General features: G+C 37.0%; 16 protein-coding genes. 11 read left to right on the forward strand and 5 right to left on the reverse strand.

The features are described from left to right. Positions 1–38: 38 nt before the first annotated feature. Positions 39–959, forward strand: a complete 921-nt coding sequence (locus HEQ28_RS02855) for a glucosaminidase domain-containing protein (protein ID WP_434503675.1) — start codon at positions 39–41, stop codon at positions 957–959. 20 nt (positions 960–979) lie between these two features. On the opposite strand, the gene HEQ28_RS02860 is transcribed toward HEQ28_RS02855, so the two are convergent. The 4 genes from HEQ28_RS02860 to recQ all read right to left on the reverse strand — a co-directional run bounded on the left by HEQ28_RS02860 (position 980) and on the right by recQ (position 6,435). Then, positions 980–1,723, reverse strand: a complete 744-nt coding sequence (locus HEQ28_RS02860) for a TIGR02757 family protein (protein ID WP_434503676.1) — start codon at positions 1,721–1,723, stop codon at positions 980–982. Positions 1,724–1,800: 77 nt separating this feature from the next. Further along, positions 1,801–3,282 carry a tagaturonate reductase gene (locus HEQ28_RS02865; protein WP_434503677.1) on the reverse strand — a complete coding sequence of 494 codons (1,482 nt, stop codon included), beginning with the start codon at positions 3,280–3,282 and terminating at the stop codon, positions 1,801–1,803. 132 nt (positions 3,283–3,414) lie between these two features. Beyond that, on the reverse strand, positions 3,415–4,593 hold the full coding sequence (locus HEQ28_RS02870) for an alkaline phosphatase family protein (RefSeq protein ID WP_434503678.1): 1,179 nt from the start codon (positions 4,591–4,593) through the stop codon (positions 3,415–3,417). Between the two features lie 3 nt (positions 4,594–4,596). Further along, on the reverse strand, positions 4,597–6,435 hold the full coding sequence (gene recQ / locus HEQ28_RS02875; RefSeq protein ID WP_434503679.1) for a DNA helicase RecQ: 1,839 nt from the start codon (positions 6,433–6,435) through the stop codon (positions 4,597–4,599). Between the two features lie 122 nt (positions 6,436–6,557). Here recQ and HEQ28_RS02880 point away from each other — a divergent pair, with 122 nt between their 5' ends. The 7 genes from HEQ28_RS02880 (at position 6,558) to HEQ28_RS02910 (ending at position 14,019) form a co-directional block, all read left to right on the forward strand. Continuing rightward, entirely contained in the window at positions 6,558–7,055 is a 498-nt protein-coding gene (locus HEQ28_RS02880) for a helix-turn-helix domain-containing protein (protein ID WP_434503680.1), read from the forward strand. Between the two features lie 107 nt (positions 7,056–7,162). Continuing rightward, entirely contained in the window at positions 7,163–9,097 is a 1,935-nt protein-coding gene (locus HEQ28_RS02885) for a dipeptidyl-peptidase 3 family protein (protein WP_434503681.1), read from the forward strand. 3 nt (positions 9,098–9,100) lie between these two features. Continuing rightward, positions 9,101–9,724: a DNA alkylation repair protein gene (locus tag HEQ28_RS02890; RefSeq protein ID WP_434503682.1), complete on the forward strand. Its 624-nt coding sequence runs from the start codon at positions 9,101–9,103 to the stop codon at positions 9,722–9,724. Between the two features lie 81 nt (positions 9,725–9,805). Further along, on the forward strand, positions 9,806–10,291 hold the full coding sequence (locus HEQ28_RS02895; RefSeq protein WP_434503683.1) for a Fur family transcriptional regulator: 486 nt from the start codon (positions 9,806–9,808) through the stop codon (positions 10,289–10,291). Positions 10,292–10,303: 12 nt separating this feature from the next. Beyond that, positions 10,304–11,581: an adenylosuccinate synthase gene (locus HEQ28_RS02900; protein WP_434503684.1), complete on the forward strand. Its 1,278-nt coding sequence runs from the start codon at positions 10,304–10,306 to the stop codon at positions 11,579–11,581. An 11-nt stretch (positions 11,582–11,592) separates the two neighbouring features. Then, the gene (gene hisS / locus HEQ28_RS02905; RefSeq protein WP_434503685.1) at positions 11,593–12,957 is read left to right on the forward strand and encodes a histidine--tRNA ligase; all 1,365 of its coding nucleotides are present in this window, start codon (positions 11,593–11,595) and stop codon (positions 12,955–12,957) included. A gap of 69 nt (positions 12,958–13,026) precedes the next feature. Continuing rightward, the gene (locus HEQ28_RS02910) at positions 13,027–14,019 is read left to right on the forward strand and encodes a rhamnogalacturonan acetylesterase (RefSeq protein WP_434503686.1); all 993 of its coding nucleotides are present in this window, start codon (positions 13,027–13,029) and stop codon (positions 14,017–14,019) included. Between the two features lie 50 nt (positions 14,020–14,069). Here the strand turns inward: HEQ28_RS02910 and HEQ28_RS02915 are convergent, their stop codons facing one another. After that, positions 14,070–14,882 carry a Cof-type HAD-IIB family hydrolase gene (locus HEQ28_RS02915; protein ID WP_434503687.1) on the reverse strand — a complete coding sequence of 271 codons (813 nt, stop codon included), beginning with the start codon at positions 14,880–14,882 and terminating at the stop codon, positions 14,070–14,072. A gap of 1,775 nt (positions 14,883–16,657) precedes the next feature. On the opposite strand from HEQ28_RS02915, the gene HEQ28_RS02920 reads away from it, so the two are divergent. The 3 genes from HEQ28_RS02920 (at position 16,658) to HEQ28_RS02930 (ending at position 20,180) form a co-directional block, all read left to right on the forward strand. Next, positions 16,658–17,599, forward strand: coding sequence for a TraB/GumN family protein (locus HEQ28_RS02920; RefSeq protein WP_434503688.1), 942 nt, complete (start codon positions 16,658–16,660; stop codon positions 17,597–17,599). Between the two features lie 237 nt (positions 17,600–17,836). Next, complete coding sequence (locus HEQ28_RS02925) at positions 17,837–18,376, forward strand: STM3941 family protein (RefSeq protein WP_434503689.1); 540 nt, start codon at positions 17,837–17,839, stop codon at positions 18,374–18,376. Positions 18,377–18,848: 472 nt separating this feature from the next. Next, a complete protein-coding gene (locus tag HEQ28_RS02930; RefSeq protein ID WP_434503690.1) occupies positions 18,849–20,180 on the forward strand; it encodes an ATP-binding protein in 1,332 nt (443 codons plus the stop codon). The last annotated feature ends 15 nt before the right edge of the window (positions 20,181–20,195 follow it).

Genomic DNA, 20,195 nt, shown 5'->3' on the forward strand with positions numbered 1-20,195 from the left:
TATGATATTTCGTAATTTTGTAGAATATACATATTATTATGAGGAAATTGAACGTTTTGTTGCTTATTCTTTTCATCTATTCCATAAATGGTGTGGCGCAGATGAAGTGGAATTCAGCATATCAGTCATATATAAACCAATATAAAGATCTTGCGATTGAGGAAATGCTAAAGTATAATATTCCAGCAAGTATAACTCTGGCGCAGGGTGTATTTGAGAGTTCTGCTGGAAGAAGTTCCTTAACAATAAATGGTAACAATCATTTTGGTATTAAATGCCATGATTGGTTAGGGGCTTCTGTTTATACTGATGATGATGCTGTTAATGAGTGTTTCCGTGCTTATGACAATGCTTTGCAGAGTTACGAAGATCATAGCAAGTTTCTTAAAAATAATGTTAGGTATAGTCGTCTGTTCTCATTAGACAGGACTGATTATCGTGGGTGGGCTTATGGACTAAAGGCATGCGGCTATGCAACAAATCCGCAATATGCCCCAAAACTCATAGGTATAATAGAGCTATATAAGCTATACCAGTATGATACAGCCAATTCTTATGATAAGTTTATGGCAAAGCATGGTATAGAAAGGTCAAATGCTCGCAGTGGCATGATTCTTCATCCTATCTATATCTATAATAAAAATTATTATATAAAGGCACGCAAGGGTGATACCTTCAAGAGTATTGGTGATGAGATTGATATCTCATACAGAAAGATTGCTAGATACAATGAACGTAATAAGCGTGACATACTTCAGGAAGGAGAGGTTATTTATCTGAAGAAGAAACGCTCTAAAGCTGATAAGGCATATAAGAGACGTCCGCATATTGTTAGACCAGGAGAAAGTATGTATAGCATAGCTCAGTTCTATGGCATGAAACTAAAGAGCCTATACAAGAAAAATGACCTTACACCTGATTATCAAATCAGAGTGGGGGATTCTCTAAAAGTTTATTAATATATATCGGGGTAAGCCATTTAATGGTTTACTCCATATCCGAATAGTGCGAAGTCGCCTTTCAATGGATCTTCTGGGAAAATATCAAGCATGAGACTTGTAAGTTTCTGAGCAAACTTCATGCTTACACTTTTGCCGGTCATCAGCCCAAGTCTAACGGCTTCTTGAATAACGTGTACATCCATTGGCATGATTAGCGTACGCTTATCTACAATGTCGCTCCACAATCCTAAGTCAACAGGAGATGAAGTTCTCACCATCCAGCGCAAGAACATGCATAATCGCTTGCAGCTTGATTTTGTATCTTTAGGAATAACGTGTGATACTTCATTATTATTAAAGTATTTTGTGAACGCTTCTATAAGTGTAACTGCGTCGTTATCTTTTGTGTTGCTTACGGCAAACTGACGTAATGAGCCATATTCTTCAAGCAGACTTTTTATGCGTCTGATAAAAGTATTTATGATTTTGTTTGTATATAAGCGATAATAGCAATTGTCATTATCGGGAATATCTTTGCAGAAATCGTTGGAAAGAATCCATTTTTCAACATCACCATGTGAACAATCAATTATATACTGAATCTTTGGAAAGAACAATTCTCTTCTACCATAACTTAGTCCGGCTGCAATAAAGGCTATAATCTCTTGATTGCTTTCACCTTGTACTTTGTGCATGAATATTGAAGGGTCTTCAAATAGGAACGTTTCTGTTTCGTATCGTTCTGCGTATTCTCTCAAAGATTGTATAATGAATTGGTCCATAAGTTTTGCTTATACCATTATATTATAAAAAGCAATTAGGTGAAAAAATCTTTTCACCTAATTGTTTTATTTCTGTTTTAAAGAATTGTCTTAACAGCTTCAAGCATTCCCTTTTCCTGAATTAGGTCAAGATCTTTCTTTACTAGTTCTGCAAGTCCTGGAACCGTCTTGTTCAGGTCTTCATGCCAAACATAATCGAATGCAAGAACACCTTCTGCTATCTTCTTAGTATCGTTTGTAGCCCAAAGCTCTGCCAACTTATCCATTATTTTCTGATCGTCATTAGGAACGATTGGTGTACCGTCTTCGCGCTTACCACCCTTGTAATATGTAATGATGGCTGCAAGACCGAATACAAGTCCCTGTGGAAGTTCACCCTTGCGCTGCAAGTAAATCTTTACTCCTGGTAAATCACGAGTCTCAAACTTAGGGAAAGAGTTAAGCATAATACTTGTTACCTGATGGTCTACAAATGGATTCTCGAATCTTTCAAGTACATCGCCTGCGAACTTCTGAAGTTCATCCATTGGAAGGTCAAGAGTCTGCATTAGTTCATCAAACTGAACCTTATGTATATACTTGCCCAATACAGGATGCTCACATGCGTCACGTACAATGTTAACTCCGCTTAGGAATGTAACAGGAGACAATACAGTGTGAGGACCATTAAGCAATGTAACCTTACGAGCATGATATGGCTTTTCGTCATCAGTGATAAGAACGTGAAGTCCGGCTTTGTCAGCTGGGAATTCATTCTTTAACTGTTCTACGGTCATATTCTCTGCTTTCTCGATTACCCACAAGTGGAAGCTTTCTGCCTTAACAACGAGATTATCCTTGTAAGATATCTTCTGCTGTATCTCATTGATGGTATCGCGTGGGAATCCAGGAACGATACGGTCTACAAGAGTTGCGCAAACATAGTTATATTTTTCAAACCAAACCTTGAAGTCAGCGTAATCAGCACCAAGATCTTCTTTCCAAAGTTCAATATACTTTTCAATACATTCCTTCAAGTGATGACCGTTAAGGAATATAAGTTCACAAGGCATTAAAATCAATCCCTTTGTAGGATCGCCATTAAAAGTCTTATAACGATGATATAGCAATTGAACCAATTTACCAGGATAGCTTGATGCAGGAGCGTCTGTGAATTTGCATGTGTCATCATAAGCAATACCAGCCTCTGTGGTGTTTGAGATAACAAAGCGAATTTCTGGCTGCTCAGCAAGAGCCATGAAAGCCTGATTCTGAGTGTAAGGGTTTAGTGCTCTGCTGATAACGTCAATGCGCTCGAGAGTATTTACAGGCTGTCCGTTTTCCTTACCTTGAAGGTTAACGTGATAAAGGCAATCCTGTCCGTTGAGCCAGTCTGCCATACCTCTTTCGATAGGTTGAACAACAACAACGCTACCATTGAAGTCTGTTTTCTGGTTAGTATTCCAGATAATCCAATCTACAAATGCACGCAAAAAGTTGCCTTCGCCAAACTGAATAATTTTCTCAGGCATAACGCTCTTAGGAGCTGTACGCTTGTTCAAAGCTTTTAATTCTTTCATGATTAGTTTCCTATTTATTTTGTTTCTATTTTACTCATTTTGAATTGTGATGCAAAGATAACAAATAAACCTTTACGATGGTCTCTATTTACATAAAAAACATGCGTAAAGGTTTACGTAATTCATTAGTTCCTAATTTTTCAATATAGTTTTTATATCTTCAAGGTTTCCATCATTCTTTGCTGGAGATATATTTAGTAGATGACATAACAAATCATATACGTCAACATTGCGGAAATGTGGAATCTCTGTTTTCTTAAAATCTGGTCCCATTGCACGGAATAATGCATGCATGTCACTATATTCTGGATCATACCCGTGCATACCTCCCGTTGTAACCTTTTGGTCGTATATAAGCCAGCCTTCATCAGGTGATACAACAACGTCGCCAATATTATTGTTGCTGTCATAGTGCAGATAGGCTGGTATCTCATTTCTGCGCCAAACTCGCTGATGAGGAATATCTTTTAATGCATTATACACAGAATCAATATATTGTTTTTTGCAGTATATCTGTGCTGGCAGGTTTCCTTCGATGCGCTCAAACCAATATGGCTTTAGATATTTTCGGCATTCAATTTTTCTCTCAGGAGTTACAAGAGTCATTCCGTGATCAGATACTACAATAAGGTTTACGCTGTCTTTGCGTGGACCGTTTTGGACATTGTCCCAAAGGTCTTGAAGCATCCCATCCATATTACGCAGTGCATTCTTTGTATTTGGATCCTGTGGTCCGAAATTGTGTCCGCTATGGTCTGGCTCCTCAAAGTAAACCATAATTAGGTCTGGTGCTTGTTTGCTGTTGATAGCTTGTGATGCAAGAGTAATCCTTTCAGATACAGAAAGATGGTTGGTGTCGTAGTTGAAAAACACGTCTGGATATCCATCTTTAAGTTTCACATCAGAGCCTGGCCAATGATATGTATATACTTTTTTACCTTGCTTTTTTGCAGTAATCCATACAGGTTCACCTTTATAGTATTTGCTGTCAGTCTTTGTTTTAGGGTTACTCAAAGAGAAAACTTCTCCGTCTTTTCTATTTACAAAAGAATTGGCAATAATTCCATGATGATCAGGATATAGTCCAGTTGCCAATGTATAATGATTAGGGAAAGTCTTTGATGGATATGATGGTATAAGACCCGATTTTACGCCATTCTCAGCCATGTAGTTTATAAACGGAGTGTCATAGAATTCAGGATAATCCCATCTGCATCCATCCAAAGATACAATAATTGTATAGAAATTTTTACGAGCCAACGCTGGTATTGTAAAAATAACGATAAAAAGCAGTGTAAGAATTTTTTTCATATTTTATTTTTTGTTATTGATTTTGTCTATAAAGACTTTTCCGTATTTAATTTTCTTGTATTCACCGATACCAGGTATGTTGCCGAATTCTTCTATATTCTTAGGCCTTATTGTTGCTATTGCATGTAACACCTTGTCAGACATGACAATATAAGCTGGGAAGCCTTGTGAGTCGGCAAGCGTTTTTCTCACTTTCTTCAAAGCCTCATATAGCTGAATATCTTCTGGCTCAACAGTGTAGGCTTTGTTTATTAAAGAAACGTGCAATTCTGGAATCTTATTGCGTTTAGCAGTTGATTTTGTATTTTGTGATTTTGTAGTTTCTTGTTGAGGTATAATCAGTGAAGCCTTTTCGCGCCCATACAAGATATCTTTTCCTAAAGTAGTGGTTTTCACTTTGTTATGGTCGTTATAAGCAATCTCGATGAATCCCATTTGAAGCATCTGCAAAAGAAAATCCTGCCATGTAGAAACACTCAAGTCTTTCCCCACACCGTAAGTCTTAATCGTATTGTAACTATTACGTAATACACTTGTTGTGTTCATCCCTCTTAAAATCTCAACGATTGTACCTACGTGTATCTGTTCGTCGGTTCTCACTATTGCACTAAGTGCTTTTTGAATGGTAGTGGTGCCGTCAAACTTCTTCGGTGGATGACTGCAAACATCACAATTATTACAATCGTGATCGGCTGGTTCTCCGAAGTAGTTAAGTAGAATTCTGCGCCGGCAAACCTGGCTTTCGGCATATTCCTGCATACGGGTTAGCTTTTCCTCGTTTATGCGCTGCTGACCGCTATCGTGGGCAAACTTTCTAAGAGTTATTATGTCTGCCATGCTGTAGAATAGAATTGTTTCTGCTGGTGCTCCATCTCTTCCTGCACGACCAATTTCCTGATAAAAACTCTCAATGGATTTTGGTAGGTTATAATGTATCACCCATCTCACGTTACTTTTATCAATACCCATACCAAAAGCAACGGTTGCACAGATAACTTGAAGCTGATCCATTTTAAATAGATTCTGTATTCTGTTTCGCTCATCATTGCTCAGCCCTGCATGGTAAGGCTGCGCTTCAATACCCATCTTTTGTAAGTCTGTTGCAAGACTTTCTGTCGTCTTTCTTGCCATGCAGTATATGATTCCTGCTTGGTTTGAATGACCTGTTATAAAAGACTCTATATAGTTATTTTTCTGTCTTTTGTTAAAGTTTCTCTTTACATCAAGAGATAGGTTCGGTCTGTCAAAACTACTGATGAAAATATCTTTCTCTGAAACTCTTAAGTTTAGTTGTTTAACTATGTCAAGTCTGGTTATCTTGTCGGCAGTAGCGGTGAGTGCCATAACTGGTACATTTGGAAATTTCTCATGCAATATTCCAAGTTGGTTATATTCCGGTCTGAAGTCATGTCCCCACTGGCTTATGCAATGAGCCTCATCAATTGCAAACAGACTTATTTCTATGTTCGCAAATAAATAAGGTATCTCTGATATAAGGCGTTCGGGTGAAACATAAATTAGTTTAAGATCACCACTTATGCATCTTCGCCTAATAATCACGTCTTCACTTTCGTCATTTCCGCTGTTTAAAGCTTCTGCAGGAATACCGTTCGCCTTGAGAGCTTCCACTTGGTCATGCATCAAACTTATGAGTGGTGAAACTACTATGGCGGTACCTTTCATCGCAAGTGCCGGAACTTGATAGCATAGACTTTTACCACCTCCGGTAGGCATCAATACAACAGTGTCCTTACCTGAAATGATATTATTTATTATTTCTTGTTGATTTGGTCTAAAAAAATCATACCCGAAATACTTCTTTAAGATGTCCTTAATACCCATAAAAGTTAAAATTTCAACAAAGATAATGCTTTTTTTGTAAAAAAGTTGCACTAAAACTTGATTTATTAATTATTTATATTTAAATTTGCAACATGTAAAGGAGGTAATTAATCTAAATAATTATGGCAAAATATAACATTACCGAGAAAAAGGAGAAAGAGGCTGCGTATCGCACCCTTGTTAGCCCCGGACTCATGGATGAGTTTAAAGAGAAAATTCTTGAAATTATTCTAATTCAGAAGAAATACAAGGATAAAGATTACTCTGCCAAGAAACTGGCTGAGGAGTTGGGAACAAACACTCGCTACATCTCTGCTGTTGTGAATGTGAGATTTCACATGAACTACACGTCTTTTGTCAATAAGTATAGAATAGAAGAAGCTATGACATTGCTCGTTGATAGAAGATTTAAGGATTTGAATATGGAAGATATTTCAGATATGGTCGGCTTTTCAAACAGACAGTCTTTCTATGCATCTTTTTTTAAGTTGAATGGATGTACTCCAAGAGACTACAAGCTGCTCCATCTGAAACAGCATCCAACTTTGTTGGAAGAGCCTAAAAAACGTGGACGTAAGCCAGGTTCTAAAAACAGAGCAAAGTCTTCAGTAGAAGATTAATGCGAAGAAGATAATAAAACAATGAGTCCGCAGGTAAGGGTTAATAACTTTTCCTGCGGACTCTTTTGAGTTAATAACGATTACAATTAAATTAGGTGGTTGATAAAATGAATTATAATGATGAAAGATTTGCAGATTTGCAAATGTTGAGATATAAACTTTCAGGATTTGAAGATTTATCATTAAAACAAAAAATATATATATACTATCTTTCCAAAGCTACTCTTGCCGGACGTGATATAACATTCCAGCAATTCGGAAAATACAACTTGAAAATTAGAAAAGTTCTTGAGTCTATATATATCAACTATGCTGGCAACAGAGATGATGAAGAGTTCAAGTCTCTTGTGGTGTATTTGAAGCGTGTATGGTTTTCAAGTGGAATTCATCATCATTATGGATGTAATAAATTCGTTCCTGAGTTTACTCGTGACTTTTTTGTTAATGCCTTTAATACTCTTTCTGATTCACAGTTAGGCATAAATTCAGACGAAGACAGAGATTCTCTTCTTAAAGATATTCTGCCAGCTATCTTTGATGCAGATTTCATGTCTAAAAGAGTTAATCAGGCAGATGGTGCTGATTTGATAGAAACATCTGCTTGCAATTATTATGAGGGAGTTAATCAAAACGAAGTTGAACAGTTTTATGCTAAGTTGAAGGATTCAGATGATAAGCATCCTGTATCTTATGGACTTAACACAAAGCTAGTGAAGCAGAATGGAGAGATTAAAGAATTAGTTTGCAAAGCTGATTCTTTGTATGGTGACAAGATATGCAATATAATTCATTGGCTTGGCAAGGCTTCTGAATATGTAGAGAACGATCAGCAGAAAAAGGTTATATCAACGCTCATAAAATATTATAAAACAGGAGATTTAAGAATATTCGATGAATATTCTATTGAATGGTTGAAGGAGCAGGAAGGCATGGTCGATTTTATCAATGGTTTCATTGAGGTGTATGGCGATCCGCTCGGTTTGAAGGGCTCTTGGGAAGGTATTGTTGAATATAAAAATATAGAGGCAACAAAGCGCACTAAGACCATTAGCGATAATGCTCAGTGGTTTGAGGATCATTCTCCTGTAGCACCAGAATTCCGTAAACCTAAGGTGAAAGGCGTTACTGCAAACGTTATTTGTGCAGCTATGCTTGGCGGTGATGAATATCCAGCTTCGGCTATAGGCATCAATCTTCCTAATGCTGATTGGATTAGGGCAGAACATGGATCAAAAAGTATCACTATCTGTAATCTTACAGAGGCTTACAGTAAGGCTGCTCATGGAAATGGTTTCATGTCTGAGTTTGTTATAGATAAGGCTACAAACGATTTGATTGAGAAATATGGTGATATATGTGATGACTTACATACTGATCTTCATGAATGTCTTGGACATGGTAGCGGAAGATTGCGTCAAGGTACAGATCCAGACGCACTAAAGGCTTATGGAAATACGATAGAAGAGGCTAGGGCAGACTTGTTCGGACTTTATTATATCGCTGATGATAAATTGGTTGAGCTTGGACTCGTACCAAATAAAGAGGCTTATAAGAGCCAGTACTATACTTATATGCAGAATGGTCTGCTTACTCAGTCGGTACGTATTAGTCTAGGTTCTGATATCGAAGAGGCTCACATGAGAAATCGTGCGCTGATAGCAAACTGGGCACTTGATATGGATAAAGATAATAGCGTTGTTAGCATTGTGGAGCGTGACGGTAAGCATTATGTTGAAGTCAAAGACTATGAAGCTTTGCGAAATATCTTTGCTCAGGAACTTCATGAGATTCAGAGAATAAAGAGTGAAGGCGATTTCGATGCAGCAAAGAGTCTTGTGGAGAAATATGGTATTAAGCTCAATCCTGATCTGCATCGTGAAGTGCTGGATAGATATGCGTCACTGAATATTGCTCCATACAAAGGATTTATTAATCCTTGGATGAAGCCACAATATGATACTGATGGAAATATAAAGGATATTGTCTTAGATTACACAGAGACCTATTCACACCAGATGCTCAGGTATTCTGGGGAATATTAATAAATGAACTCAATTAATATGGAAACAAACGATAAATTAAAGAATATAAAGCAGAGTTTCAGACTTGTAATGAATGGACCTGCATCGCAGTCAATGCGTGAGAAAGGACTTAACTACAAGATAAATTGGGGCGTTCCTTTCACAACATTGCGTGACATGGCAGCAGAGTATGGCAAAGATTATGATCTGGCAATAGCTCTGTTTAAGGAAAATATCAGAGAATGTAAGATCCTTGCTACGATGATAATGCCAGTTGAGAAGTTTGAAGCCGACTTGGCTGATTTATGGATGGAGCAGACCGACAATCAGGAACTAGCAGAGATGTTGGCGTTTAATCTGTTGCAATATACACCTTATGCGCCAGCTGTAGCCTATAAATGGATTGCGTCAGACAACAATGTTTATCAGATATGTGGTTACAGTATTCTTTCACGTCTTTTCATGAATGGTCAGGAACCAAATGACAGAGGAATGGATGAATATCTTGATCAGGTTTCTGTTGCTCTGCGAGCAGAAAATACTGGTTTGAAGCATACTGCACTCAACAGTGTAATGAGATTTGTGGAATTGGGAGATGCATTTGAAAAAGCAGCACGTGTCACGTTAAAGGGCATTGTAGAAATTTAAATTCAAAAAAGTGTTGTTATATTCTTCATTTTGATTTAAAATTCGTAATTTTGTGCGTCTTTAAGTTACTAAAGTGTTTTAATGGAAAAAGAGGTAATACAAGCAGTTCATGAAATTCTAGATAAATATCTAGAAACAAACAAGCACCGCAAGACTCCAGAACGATATGCTGTTCTTGACGCTGTGTTTGCTATGAAAGGACGCTTTTCCATTGAAAGTCTCAGTGAACAATTATTAAAAAAGAACTTCAGAGTTAGCAGAGCCACCTTGTACAATACGCTAAAGCTGTTTTTAAAACTAAGGCTCGTCGTTAGACATCATCTTCCTGAAGGTATAAAGTATGAAGCTTCATACATAGACAGCGGACACATACATTTGGTATGCAACGTATGCGGAAAGGTAACAGAGATCATTTCACCCGAAATTAAACAGGCAATAGACGAAACTAAATATGGACGATTTCATAAAGACAGTTTCATGCTCTATGTTAACGGTGTGTGCAGTAAATGTCAATCAAAGCTTGCAAGACTCAAAAGTCGAAAGTCGGAAAAGTCTAAAAAGCAATAATCTACAAATAAAATGAACACAACAGGAAAAGTTGATGTCCTGCTCGGTCTCCAGTGGGGCGATGAAGGTAAAGGTAAGGTAGTTGACGTCTTAACGCCAAACTATGATGTAGTAGCACGTTTTCAGGGTGGTCCTAATGCTGGTCATACACTTGAATTCGAAGGAGAGAAATATGTTCTCCGTTCTATCCCTTCTGGAATCTTCCAGGGTGGTAAAGTGAATATCATCGGTAACGGTGTAGTCTTGGCTCCTGATTTGTTTATGGATGAAGCCGTAGACTTGGAAAAGAGCGGTCATCCTTTGAAAGATCGTCTGCACATTTCTAAGAAGGCTCATCTAATCATGCCTACACATCGTATTCTTGATCGCGCTTACGAGGCAGCCAAGGGTAAGGATAAGGTTGGCACAACCGGTAAGGGCATTGGTCCTACATATACCGATAAGGTAAGTCGTAACGGACTCCGTGTAGGTGATGTTCTTGACAACTTCGAAGAGAAATATGCAGCTCATAAAGAGCGTCACATGCAAATGCTTAAGGCTCTTGGATGGGACGATTTTGAAGGATTTGAGGAAGTTGAGAAGAAGTGGATGCAGGGCATTGAGTATATGCGTCAGTTCCAATTCGTAGATTCAGAGCATGAAATCAACAATATATTGCGTTCTGGCAAGAACATCCTTTGCGAAGGTGCTCAGGGCACAATGCTTGATGTTGACTTTGGTTCTTATCCTTTTGTAACATCATCAAATACTATTTGTGCAGGTGCTTGCATCGGTCTTGGTATAGGCCCTAATAGAATCGGCGATGTTTATGGTATCATGAAGGCTTATTGCACACGTGTTGGTGCAGGACCATTCCCAACAGAACTTTTCGACGAGACAGGCAAGACTATCCGTGACCTTGGTCATGAGTATGGTGCTGTTACGGGTCGTGAGCGTCGTTGTGGTTGGGTTGACTTGATTCAGCTACGCTATTCAATCATGATCAATGGTGTAACAAAGCTTATTCTTATGAAGAGCGATGTTCTTGATACTTTCGATACGATCAAGGCATGCGTTGGTTACAAGTTGCCTGACGGTACAGTAACAGAAGAATTACCATACGAGATTGATGATGTAACACCTGTATACAAGGAACTTCCAGGTTGGAAGACAGATATGACTAAGTTTACTGATAAGAAGCAATTCCCAGAAGCATTCGCTAATTATATCAAGTTCCTTGCAGAGTTCCTCGAAACTCCTATTAAGGTAGTTTCAATAGGTCCTGACAGAGATCAGACAATTGTATTATAAATAAATATTATATGGCACAGAAACCTTCCATTCCAAAGGGAACCCGTGACTTCGGGCCTATGGAAATGGCTAAGAGAAATTATATTTTTAATACCATAAAGGACGTTTACGCCCTTTATGGTTTTCAGCAGATAGAAACACCAGCAATGGAAACTCTCCAGACTCTTATGGGAAAATATGGAGAAGAGGGTGATAAGTTGCTTTTCAAGGTGCTTAATTCAGGTGACTTCATGAATAAGGTATCAGATGATGAATTGCGCGAGAAAAATTCACTTCATCTGGCAGCAAAACTTTGTGAAAAGGGATTGCGCTACGACTTGACAGTTCCTTTCGCACGTTATGTGGTTATGCATCGTGAAGAATTGCAACTACCTTTCAAGCGTTATCAGATTCAGCCAGTATGGCGTGCTGATCGTCCTCAGAAGGGCAGATATCGTGAATTCTATCAGTGTGATGCTGATGTTGTAGGTTCAGATTCTCTTCTTAATGAGGTTGAATTGATGCAGATTGTAGATACTGTATTTACTAAATTCGGCGTAAGAGTTCAGATAAAGATCAACAACCGCAAGATTCTTACAGGTATAGCAGAAATCATCGGTGAGGCTGACAAGATAGTTGATATCACTGTAGCCATAGACAAGTTGGATAAGATTGGACTTGAGAGTGTAAATGCCGAACTTAAAGAGGATGGTATTTCAGATGAGGCTATTGAGAAGTTGCAGCCTATAATTTCTTTGAGTGGCTCTAATAGTGAGAAGCTTGATGTTATAGCTAAGATTCTTGCAGATTCAGAGGTCGGAGTCAAAGGTGTTGAGGAAACTCGTTTTATTCTTGATGCATTAGAGAAGACTGGTCTTGATAATGAAATTGAGTTGGATCTTACTCTTGCCCGTGGTTTGAATTACTACACTGGTGCCATATTCGAGGTTAAAGCTCTTGATACTCCTATGGGAAGTATCACTGGTGGTGGACGATATGACAACCTTACTGGTATATTCGGTATGCCGGGACTTAGCGGTGTGGGTATTTCTTTCGGCGCAGACAGAATATATGATGTCTTGAATGAACTTGACTTATATCCTAAGGAAGCAGTAAACTCAACCCAACTTCTTTTCATTAACTTTGGTGAGAAGGAAACAGACTATTGTCTGCCTTCTGTAACAAAGGCTCGTAAGGCTGGTATCAGAACAGAGATGTATCCTGATAGCGCAAAGATGAAGAAGCAGATGGGCTATGCAAATGCGAAGAATATTCCTTTTGTTGCGCTTGCTGGTGAGAATGAAATCAATGAGGGTAAATTGACTCTCAAGAACATGGCGACAGGAGAGCAAACTATGGTTACTCCTGATGAACTTATCGCTATTGTAACTAAATAATTTGATTACATAAAATAATGGGTAGTGGATTCTTTCCGCTACCCATACTTTTTAAACAAACTGTATACTATGAAACGAATCATAAGATTATTATTATTTTTTGCTATTCTTATGCTGATGATATCGGCAGACAATCATCATCCTGTTATATATATCATAGGTGACTCTACTGCTGCTGAGAAACGCGATTTCCAAAACAACCCTGAACGTGGTTGGGGCATGGTATTGCAAGGATTCTTCACTGAAGATGTTGCAGTGAGCAATCATGCTGTTAACGGTCGTTCAAGCAAGAGTTTCATTGATGAGGGAAGATGGCAGAAGGTGCTTGACGAACTCAAACCTGGGGATTACGTTGTTATTCAGTTCGGACATAATGATTCAAAGCCTTCACCTGATCGTCATACAGATCCAGGCACTACATTTGATGCAAACTTGGAACGATATGTTAATGAGACAAGAGCAAAGGGTGCTACACCAATATTGATGAGTCCTGTTGCACGCAGATCTTTTTATAATGTCGTCGACACGGTTACTGAAGATGAGGCTTTGCGCAGCGTTGCCTATGGCGATGAAAAGATAAATAGTGATACACTTGTCGACACTCACGGAAAATACAGGCTATCGGCCTCTAATGTGGCTCGTAGACTAAATGTAGTTTATGTTGATGCCAATGCCATAACAACAAGGATTGAGCAACAATATGGCATACAGGGTAGTCGTTATCTTCACATGTGGTTGAAACCTGATGAGTGTGCTGCTATTCCAAAAGGAAGGAAAGACAATACACATTATAATATATATGGTGCAAGAGTTGTTGCCGGAGCATTGGTAGATGCAATTGGTGAGGTTATTCCAGAACTCAAACCTTACATTAGACATTATGATTCTGTTGTGTCTACACAAGGTCGTGGAAATTATCTCACTTTACAGGATGCAATAAATGCTTTACATCCCGGACGAACTTATAAAATATTGGTTCTCGACGGTACATGGCAAACTCCTAAAATACCAAAAGGTGTGAAAGTTGAAATAGATAAATACAGTTTTGTACAAATTCAATAAACTAAAAAAGGCGAGTTCTACACTCGCCTTTTTATATATTGTATAGTGCACTATTCACCAAATATGAATTTATCAATAACATGTGCCACACCATCTTCCTCGTTGGAATAAGTAATAAAGTCTGCCTTGGCTTGTATATCTTCAGCTGCATTTGCCATAGCAACACCAAGACCAGCAAATTCAATCATGCTAAGGTCGTTGTATCCGTCACCGCAAGCAATAATCTCTTCTTTATTGATATCAAGCGTTTTGATAAGCCTATCGAGTGATTTAGCTTTATCTATTCCTAGAGGCACACATTCAAGGAAGCAGGTAGCCGAACGATATATATTCATCTTACCTTCAACTTCCTTTGCCAGTTTTAATTCCAGTTCGTGAAGTAGGGTAGGTTCTCCCACGATAAGGCATTTGTTAATCGGGTAAACAACCTGTCCAAGAAAGTCATCATATTGTATAACAGGCATTTGGTTTATAAAAGCCTCGTAAGCAACATATTGATCATCTTTTTTGCTAGTAGCGATGCTTTCTCCTTGATATGTAAGAATAGGCATATTGTTATTTGTAGCAGCTTCGTATAGCTTTGGAACAAGGTTCTCGTCAAGGATTTGTTCAAAGACCACATTCATATCTTTGCAGCTAATAATCTTTCCACCATTGAAAGCCAATATGTAACCACCATATTCTTTCAGGTTCAGTTCATCTGCTAGGGCAGTAATGCCATACGTAGGTCTTCCTGAAGCCAAAACAACTTTGATTCCGTTTTCTTGTGCACGCATCAGAGCTTCCTTTGTCTTCGGAGTAATCTTCTTTTTCTCGTTAGTCAAAGTACCGTCCAAGTCGAGTACAATCATTTTATATTTCATATTCCTCTTTTTGTGACAAAGGTAGTGCAAACGAGCGGAAAAGCAAAATTAAAACTTGTTTTAATTTTAATTTTCCCGAGTGCAGCCTACTTTCAACGTAGTTAAAGTATGCAAGTCGAAGACAATACAAAATAAAAATGCTTTTTTATTTTTATTACATCATGTGAATTTCATCCTCACCTCAATATACCTCAAATAAATTTGGTTATATTTCGGTTCGTCGAAATTTGTTTCGGCGTAGCCTACCTTATTTAAAGGTAGTGCAAACGAGTGGAAAGTCCAAATTAAAACTGGTTTTAATTTGGGCTCTCCCGAGTGCAGCCTTACCTTCAACGTAGTTAAAGTATACAAGTCGAAGACAATACAAAATAAAATTAGGTTTGGTATTTATGTAGTCTCCTCCCTAAGTTATCAAAGCCTTCCCTTATGCTATTTAATTTTTAGCTACGTAAGCTACGTTATAGCTTCAATAGCCTTTAAACAAAGAGAATTGTAGAAGTTAAGCAGACCATTTAGCTACGATAGACAACGTTCTAGCTACGTCATTGAAGAGTGTTTCTATATAGTAATGACTGTTTGAAGTAAAACAAGAGGTGATTTTGTAACAAACAAGATGTATGAACATAAAAATGTAGTATCAATTATATATAATGTACGCACGCACGCGCACTACGGGTTTTTCGTCTTTTTTAGTGTCTAAGTGTCGACTCGCTGACTATCAGTTAATTACAAGCCGTTCCTGATAATGACTAGTTACATGCAAGAGTCGGCAAAACTTGCGTTTCTACGATGTAATGCAAATTATGATTTTATTTATAGCTGATTTATTATATGTGACATATCGTTGCCACTACAATAATACGAAAAAGTACTATAACTTACTGATAATCAGTAAAAAGTCACTTAGACGCTTGCGTTTTCGAAAAACCTATGTGGAGAATTTGATATTTAGGGATATATATAAGCTATAATTCATAACATTAACTTAATAAAAAGTAAGGTTTCGTGTTGGATAATTTCAGATTTTCAAATCATGAATCTGCATTTTATATTTACGAAATGCGTTTCTACGATCAAACGTTTTCGTTTCTACGACATAAAGTTTGCGTTACATCGATCAAACGTTTTCGTTTCTACGATATAAAGTTTACGTTTCATCGATCAAACGTTTCCGTTTCTACGATATAAAGTTTCCATTCCTACGATCAAACGTTATTACTAGTCATTACACAGTCGCTATATTTAGCGTGATTCTAGTCACGTATTTTTGTAGATAAAAAACATTTAATTTAATGGGTTTATTAAAAAATATATATTACCTTTGTATTTCATAATACTTTAATAGTAAATTCTTTACTATCATAGATATTGCTAATGTATTATTAGTTAACGAATTAACTGCTGAAAAAGTAAACCTGAAGAAACAACTTATGATGAACTTGAAAGACAATATGATGATTATCACTTCTCTCAGGGTAGTGGAAAAGTCTTTGAACTATTTAGTTTGCTCAATGTTTTGGAGAAAAATATTTCTCCCACAACCTTTAGTTGTATCTGGGTAATTATATTGCCCTCAATTTAGAATGACTTTAACAAGACCATGAACATACTTACAAAGTTTACCGCTATACTTCCTTTAACTCAGCATGTGCATAGTACTTGAAAGTTATAATCACAACCGATTATTAATGCTAATATTGTAGATAAAATTTAATTCTTATATACCTAAAATTATGAATATGTTTTTTAGAAAGTGTTTTATAATCATTTTAGTAATGATATCAAACAACTTATTTGCTCAAACTAACTTGAACACTAATACAGATACGTTGTCCAATAAGACTGGTTTTCTTTGGGAAATAAGTGGTAACGGATTAACGAAGAAATCCTACTTGTTTGGAACATGTCACGGAGATGGTTATAACTTTACAAAAGAAGAGATTTTTAAATTTAAAGGACTTGCAGATGTTTTTCAAAAAGCGGACGTTATTGGTTTTGAATCAACGATGGAACCAAAGCCAAAGCATAACAAAGCAGCAGATATGTTGTTTTATAAATGGATAAGAAATCCAGATCCTAAGTATTTGATGCCACGTGGAGTTTATTATAAGCGTCTTTGTGACAGCCTAGCCGAATTTCGAGAAATTGATAAATACTTAGCCGATAAGATGTTTGATACAGAATATTGGAAAAAGAAACCAAGTTATTGGGTTTCACGAATAGCTTTATCGGAATTTGTAAAGCAAAGAGCTGGCATACAAATGGTAGATAAGGTTTTATATGACGAAGTTATCAAAACTAAAGCTAAAATTATAGCTTTAGATGATGATATAGTCCAGTTGTCTCTTCTTCATTTATCTATGAATGTCGGCAATGGTCTAGATACACTCTCTTTAAAGAAACAAGTTATAGTTCTTTATGAATGTATACATGCATTAAATTTAATGCCTGATCACCCTCTACAAGAATTAACTAATTTATATTTAGAAAATGATTATTATAAAATGGAAAGTTATTTTGATAAATCACCAATTCAAGAATCTAAAGAGGAAAAAGAAATATTACTACGTGACAGAAATAAAAAATGGGTTCCAATTATCGAAAAAAACATGACCAACCATTCTTGTTTATTTGCATTTGGTTGTAGGCACATGATGGGAGAGTATTCTATCATCAAGATGCTTCGTAATCAAGGATACACAGTAAAACCAGTTTGATGATTGTTAGAACAAATTAATACGAAAAGACACATGACTGTAATTAATAACTCGAATTATCTTTCTAGAAGGTTTGCTAGTTTAGGTATAGTATTACTTCTACAAGCATGCTTTTTTAGTGATTATGATTACCATACTGTAATATTTTGGATTAAAATATTAATCAGCGTTGCTCTATGGTGTAATTCATATAGGTTAAAACAAAAACACTTAAGCTAAGTATATATTTAAATTCGAATGGAAAATAAAACTTATAAAATTTATTATAGTTGGAAAATGATTATGATTGCACTTTTTTGTGCGCTCATGGGATTTTATGGAGTAATTGTGGCCAATGCTGAGCAATGGTCAAGTTTTACAGATTTGATTATGGGCGTTTTTGGTACTATTTTGGTTCTAGTTGGATTACTCATGTTTATTTATTGCATCAACTCTCGTATTCGCCAAATACCAGCATTGGAAATTTGCGATGATAGAGTAAAAATGCATGTTCCATTGAGGAATGTTTATAAAGATGTAATGTTTGAAGATGTTGATGTCTTTCAAATTCGTAGCATGAATAGTAACAAGTTGATAGCCATCATATATAAACCTTCAGGTTATCGTAAAATTGTCAATAAATCAAATGTTGTAAAACGGCTACTTATTAAGTTCAATCTTTATAAGATTGGTGCGGTAGGTAGTCTCAATGCATCTAATATGACGATGAAACCCAAGGATATTTGTACCCTGCTTAATAAGCAACTTAAAAAACATCAAGAATTGCACAATGCATAAGAGTATTTTATACAGTTATTCTTATAGGTAAAATAAAAATAGCAGAGCTAAATGTTTATATAAAATCACTTTAATATTACCTCTTATTTTGCGTTTCATCGTAATAACGCAATTTATGACGTAGCTAGAACGTAGCTTGTCGTAGCTTAAATACATACTTCTTCATCGCTGATTGCTTTGTTTAAAGGCGATTCAAGCGATGACGTAGCTACGTAGCTAAAAAAAATAAAAGCGTGGGGACACTCCCTAAGTTCATTTTGAAGCAGGTAATTATTGATGTATCCTCCATTTTGGAACAAAAAACAGTGTTTGTATCCTATGTTTTGAAACAAATATGGTTAAATGTATCCTATGTTTTGAAACAATTGATTATCTTTGCATAAGATTTAGCAGCACTCGACAAAATCCAAACAGGTTCGTTTTGTGCTCGTTTGCAAAATTGTTTTAGCATGAATCTTAAGATATATCGCTTATGTTTGAAAGACAAATAATGACGCATTTACGTCAATGGAAGGAAAAAAGTAATCGCAAACCTTTGGTATTGCGTGGTGCACGTCAGGTAGGTAAAACTACCGTAATTGATGCATTCGGTAAGGAATTCGACAATTATCTTTATTTTAACCTTGATGTAGATGGTGATAGGGTGCTTTTCGAACGAAATATTCCGCTCGATGACCTTATTGATTCTCTCTTTGCTCGTCTAGGTATGAGAAAGAAAGAAGGTAGCACTTTGCTTTTCATAGATGAGATACAGAGTTCACCTCAAACTATATCACTTCTTCGTTATTTCAAGGAGAAGCGTCCGGATATTCATGTCATATCGGCTGGTTCTCTTCTTGAGAATGTGGTAGACGTGAAGGTGTCTTTTCCTGTAGGTCGAGTTGATTATATGGCCCTGCGCCCATGTTCGTTCTATGAATTTCTCACAGCTTTAGGCAAGAATAATCTTAGATATTTCATAGATCATCCAGAACAAAGTGTAGCTGTGCATTATGAACTAATGTCACTATTCAACCAATACACCATTGTTGGAGGAATGCCTGAAGCGGTACAGGAATATGCTAATACGCGTGATGTGTTAGCTCTTGATGATATCTATGAGAGTTTGTTACAAGGATATAAAGACGATGTAGAGAAATATGTTCAAAGTGGTAAACTGGCAGAAGTCGTTCGCTTTCTAATCAGTACATCTTGGACTAAAGCTGGTCAGGCTGTAACGCTGGGAGGATTTGCCGACTCAGCTTATAAGGCTCGTGAGGTTGGTGAAGCTTTCAGATTACTTCAGAAAGCTATGCTCTTAGAGCTTGTTTACCCTACAACATCAGTAACTATACCTGCATTGGGTGAAGAGAAACGTCAGCCTAAAGTAATCATGCTTGATACAGGTCTTACAAACTATCAGGCTGGAGTTAGGCGTGAGCTGATAGGTGCTAATGACATACTTGATGTATGGCGTGGACATTTGGCAGAGCAGGTCGTAGCTCAGGAACTTCTTACTCTGAGCGATAAAGTGAGTCAACGTCGTCAGTTTTGGTTAAAGGGAAATTCCTCTGCTGAAGTCGATTTTGTGCTAACATTTGATTCACATCTTTTTCCAATAGAGGTGAAGAGCGGTCGCAATTCCCACTTGCGTTCTATTCATTCGTTTATAGACCAATCACCAATTGATATTGGAATCAGAGTTTGGTCTGGTCCATATTCTGTTGATGATGTTCAAACAGCTATAGGTAAGAAGTCTTTCCGTCTTGTAAATATCCCATTCTATATGATTGGCAATATTGAGAAGATAATAAGTAAACTATAAGGTCGTGCATTATTG

The organism is Prevotella sp., assembly GCF_051059605.1.
GTDB lineage: Bacteria > Bacteroidota > Bacteroidia > Bacteroidales > Bacteroidaceae > Prevotella.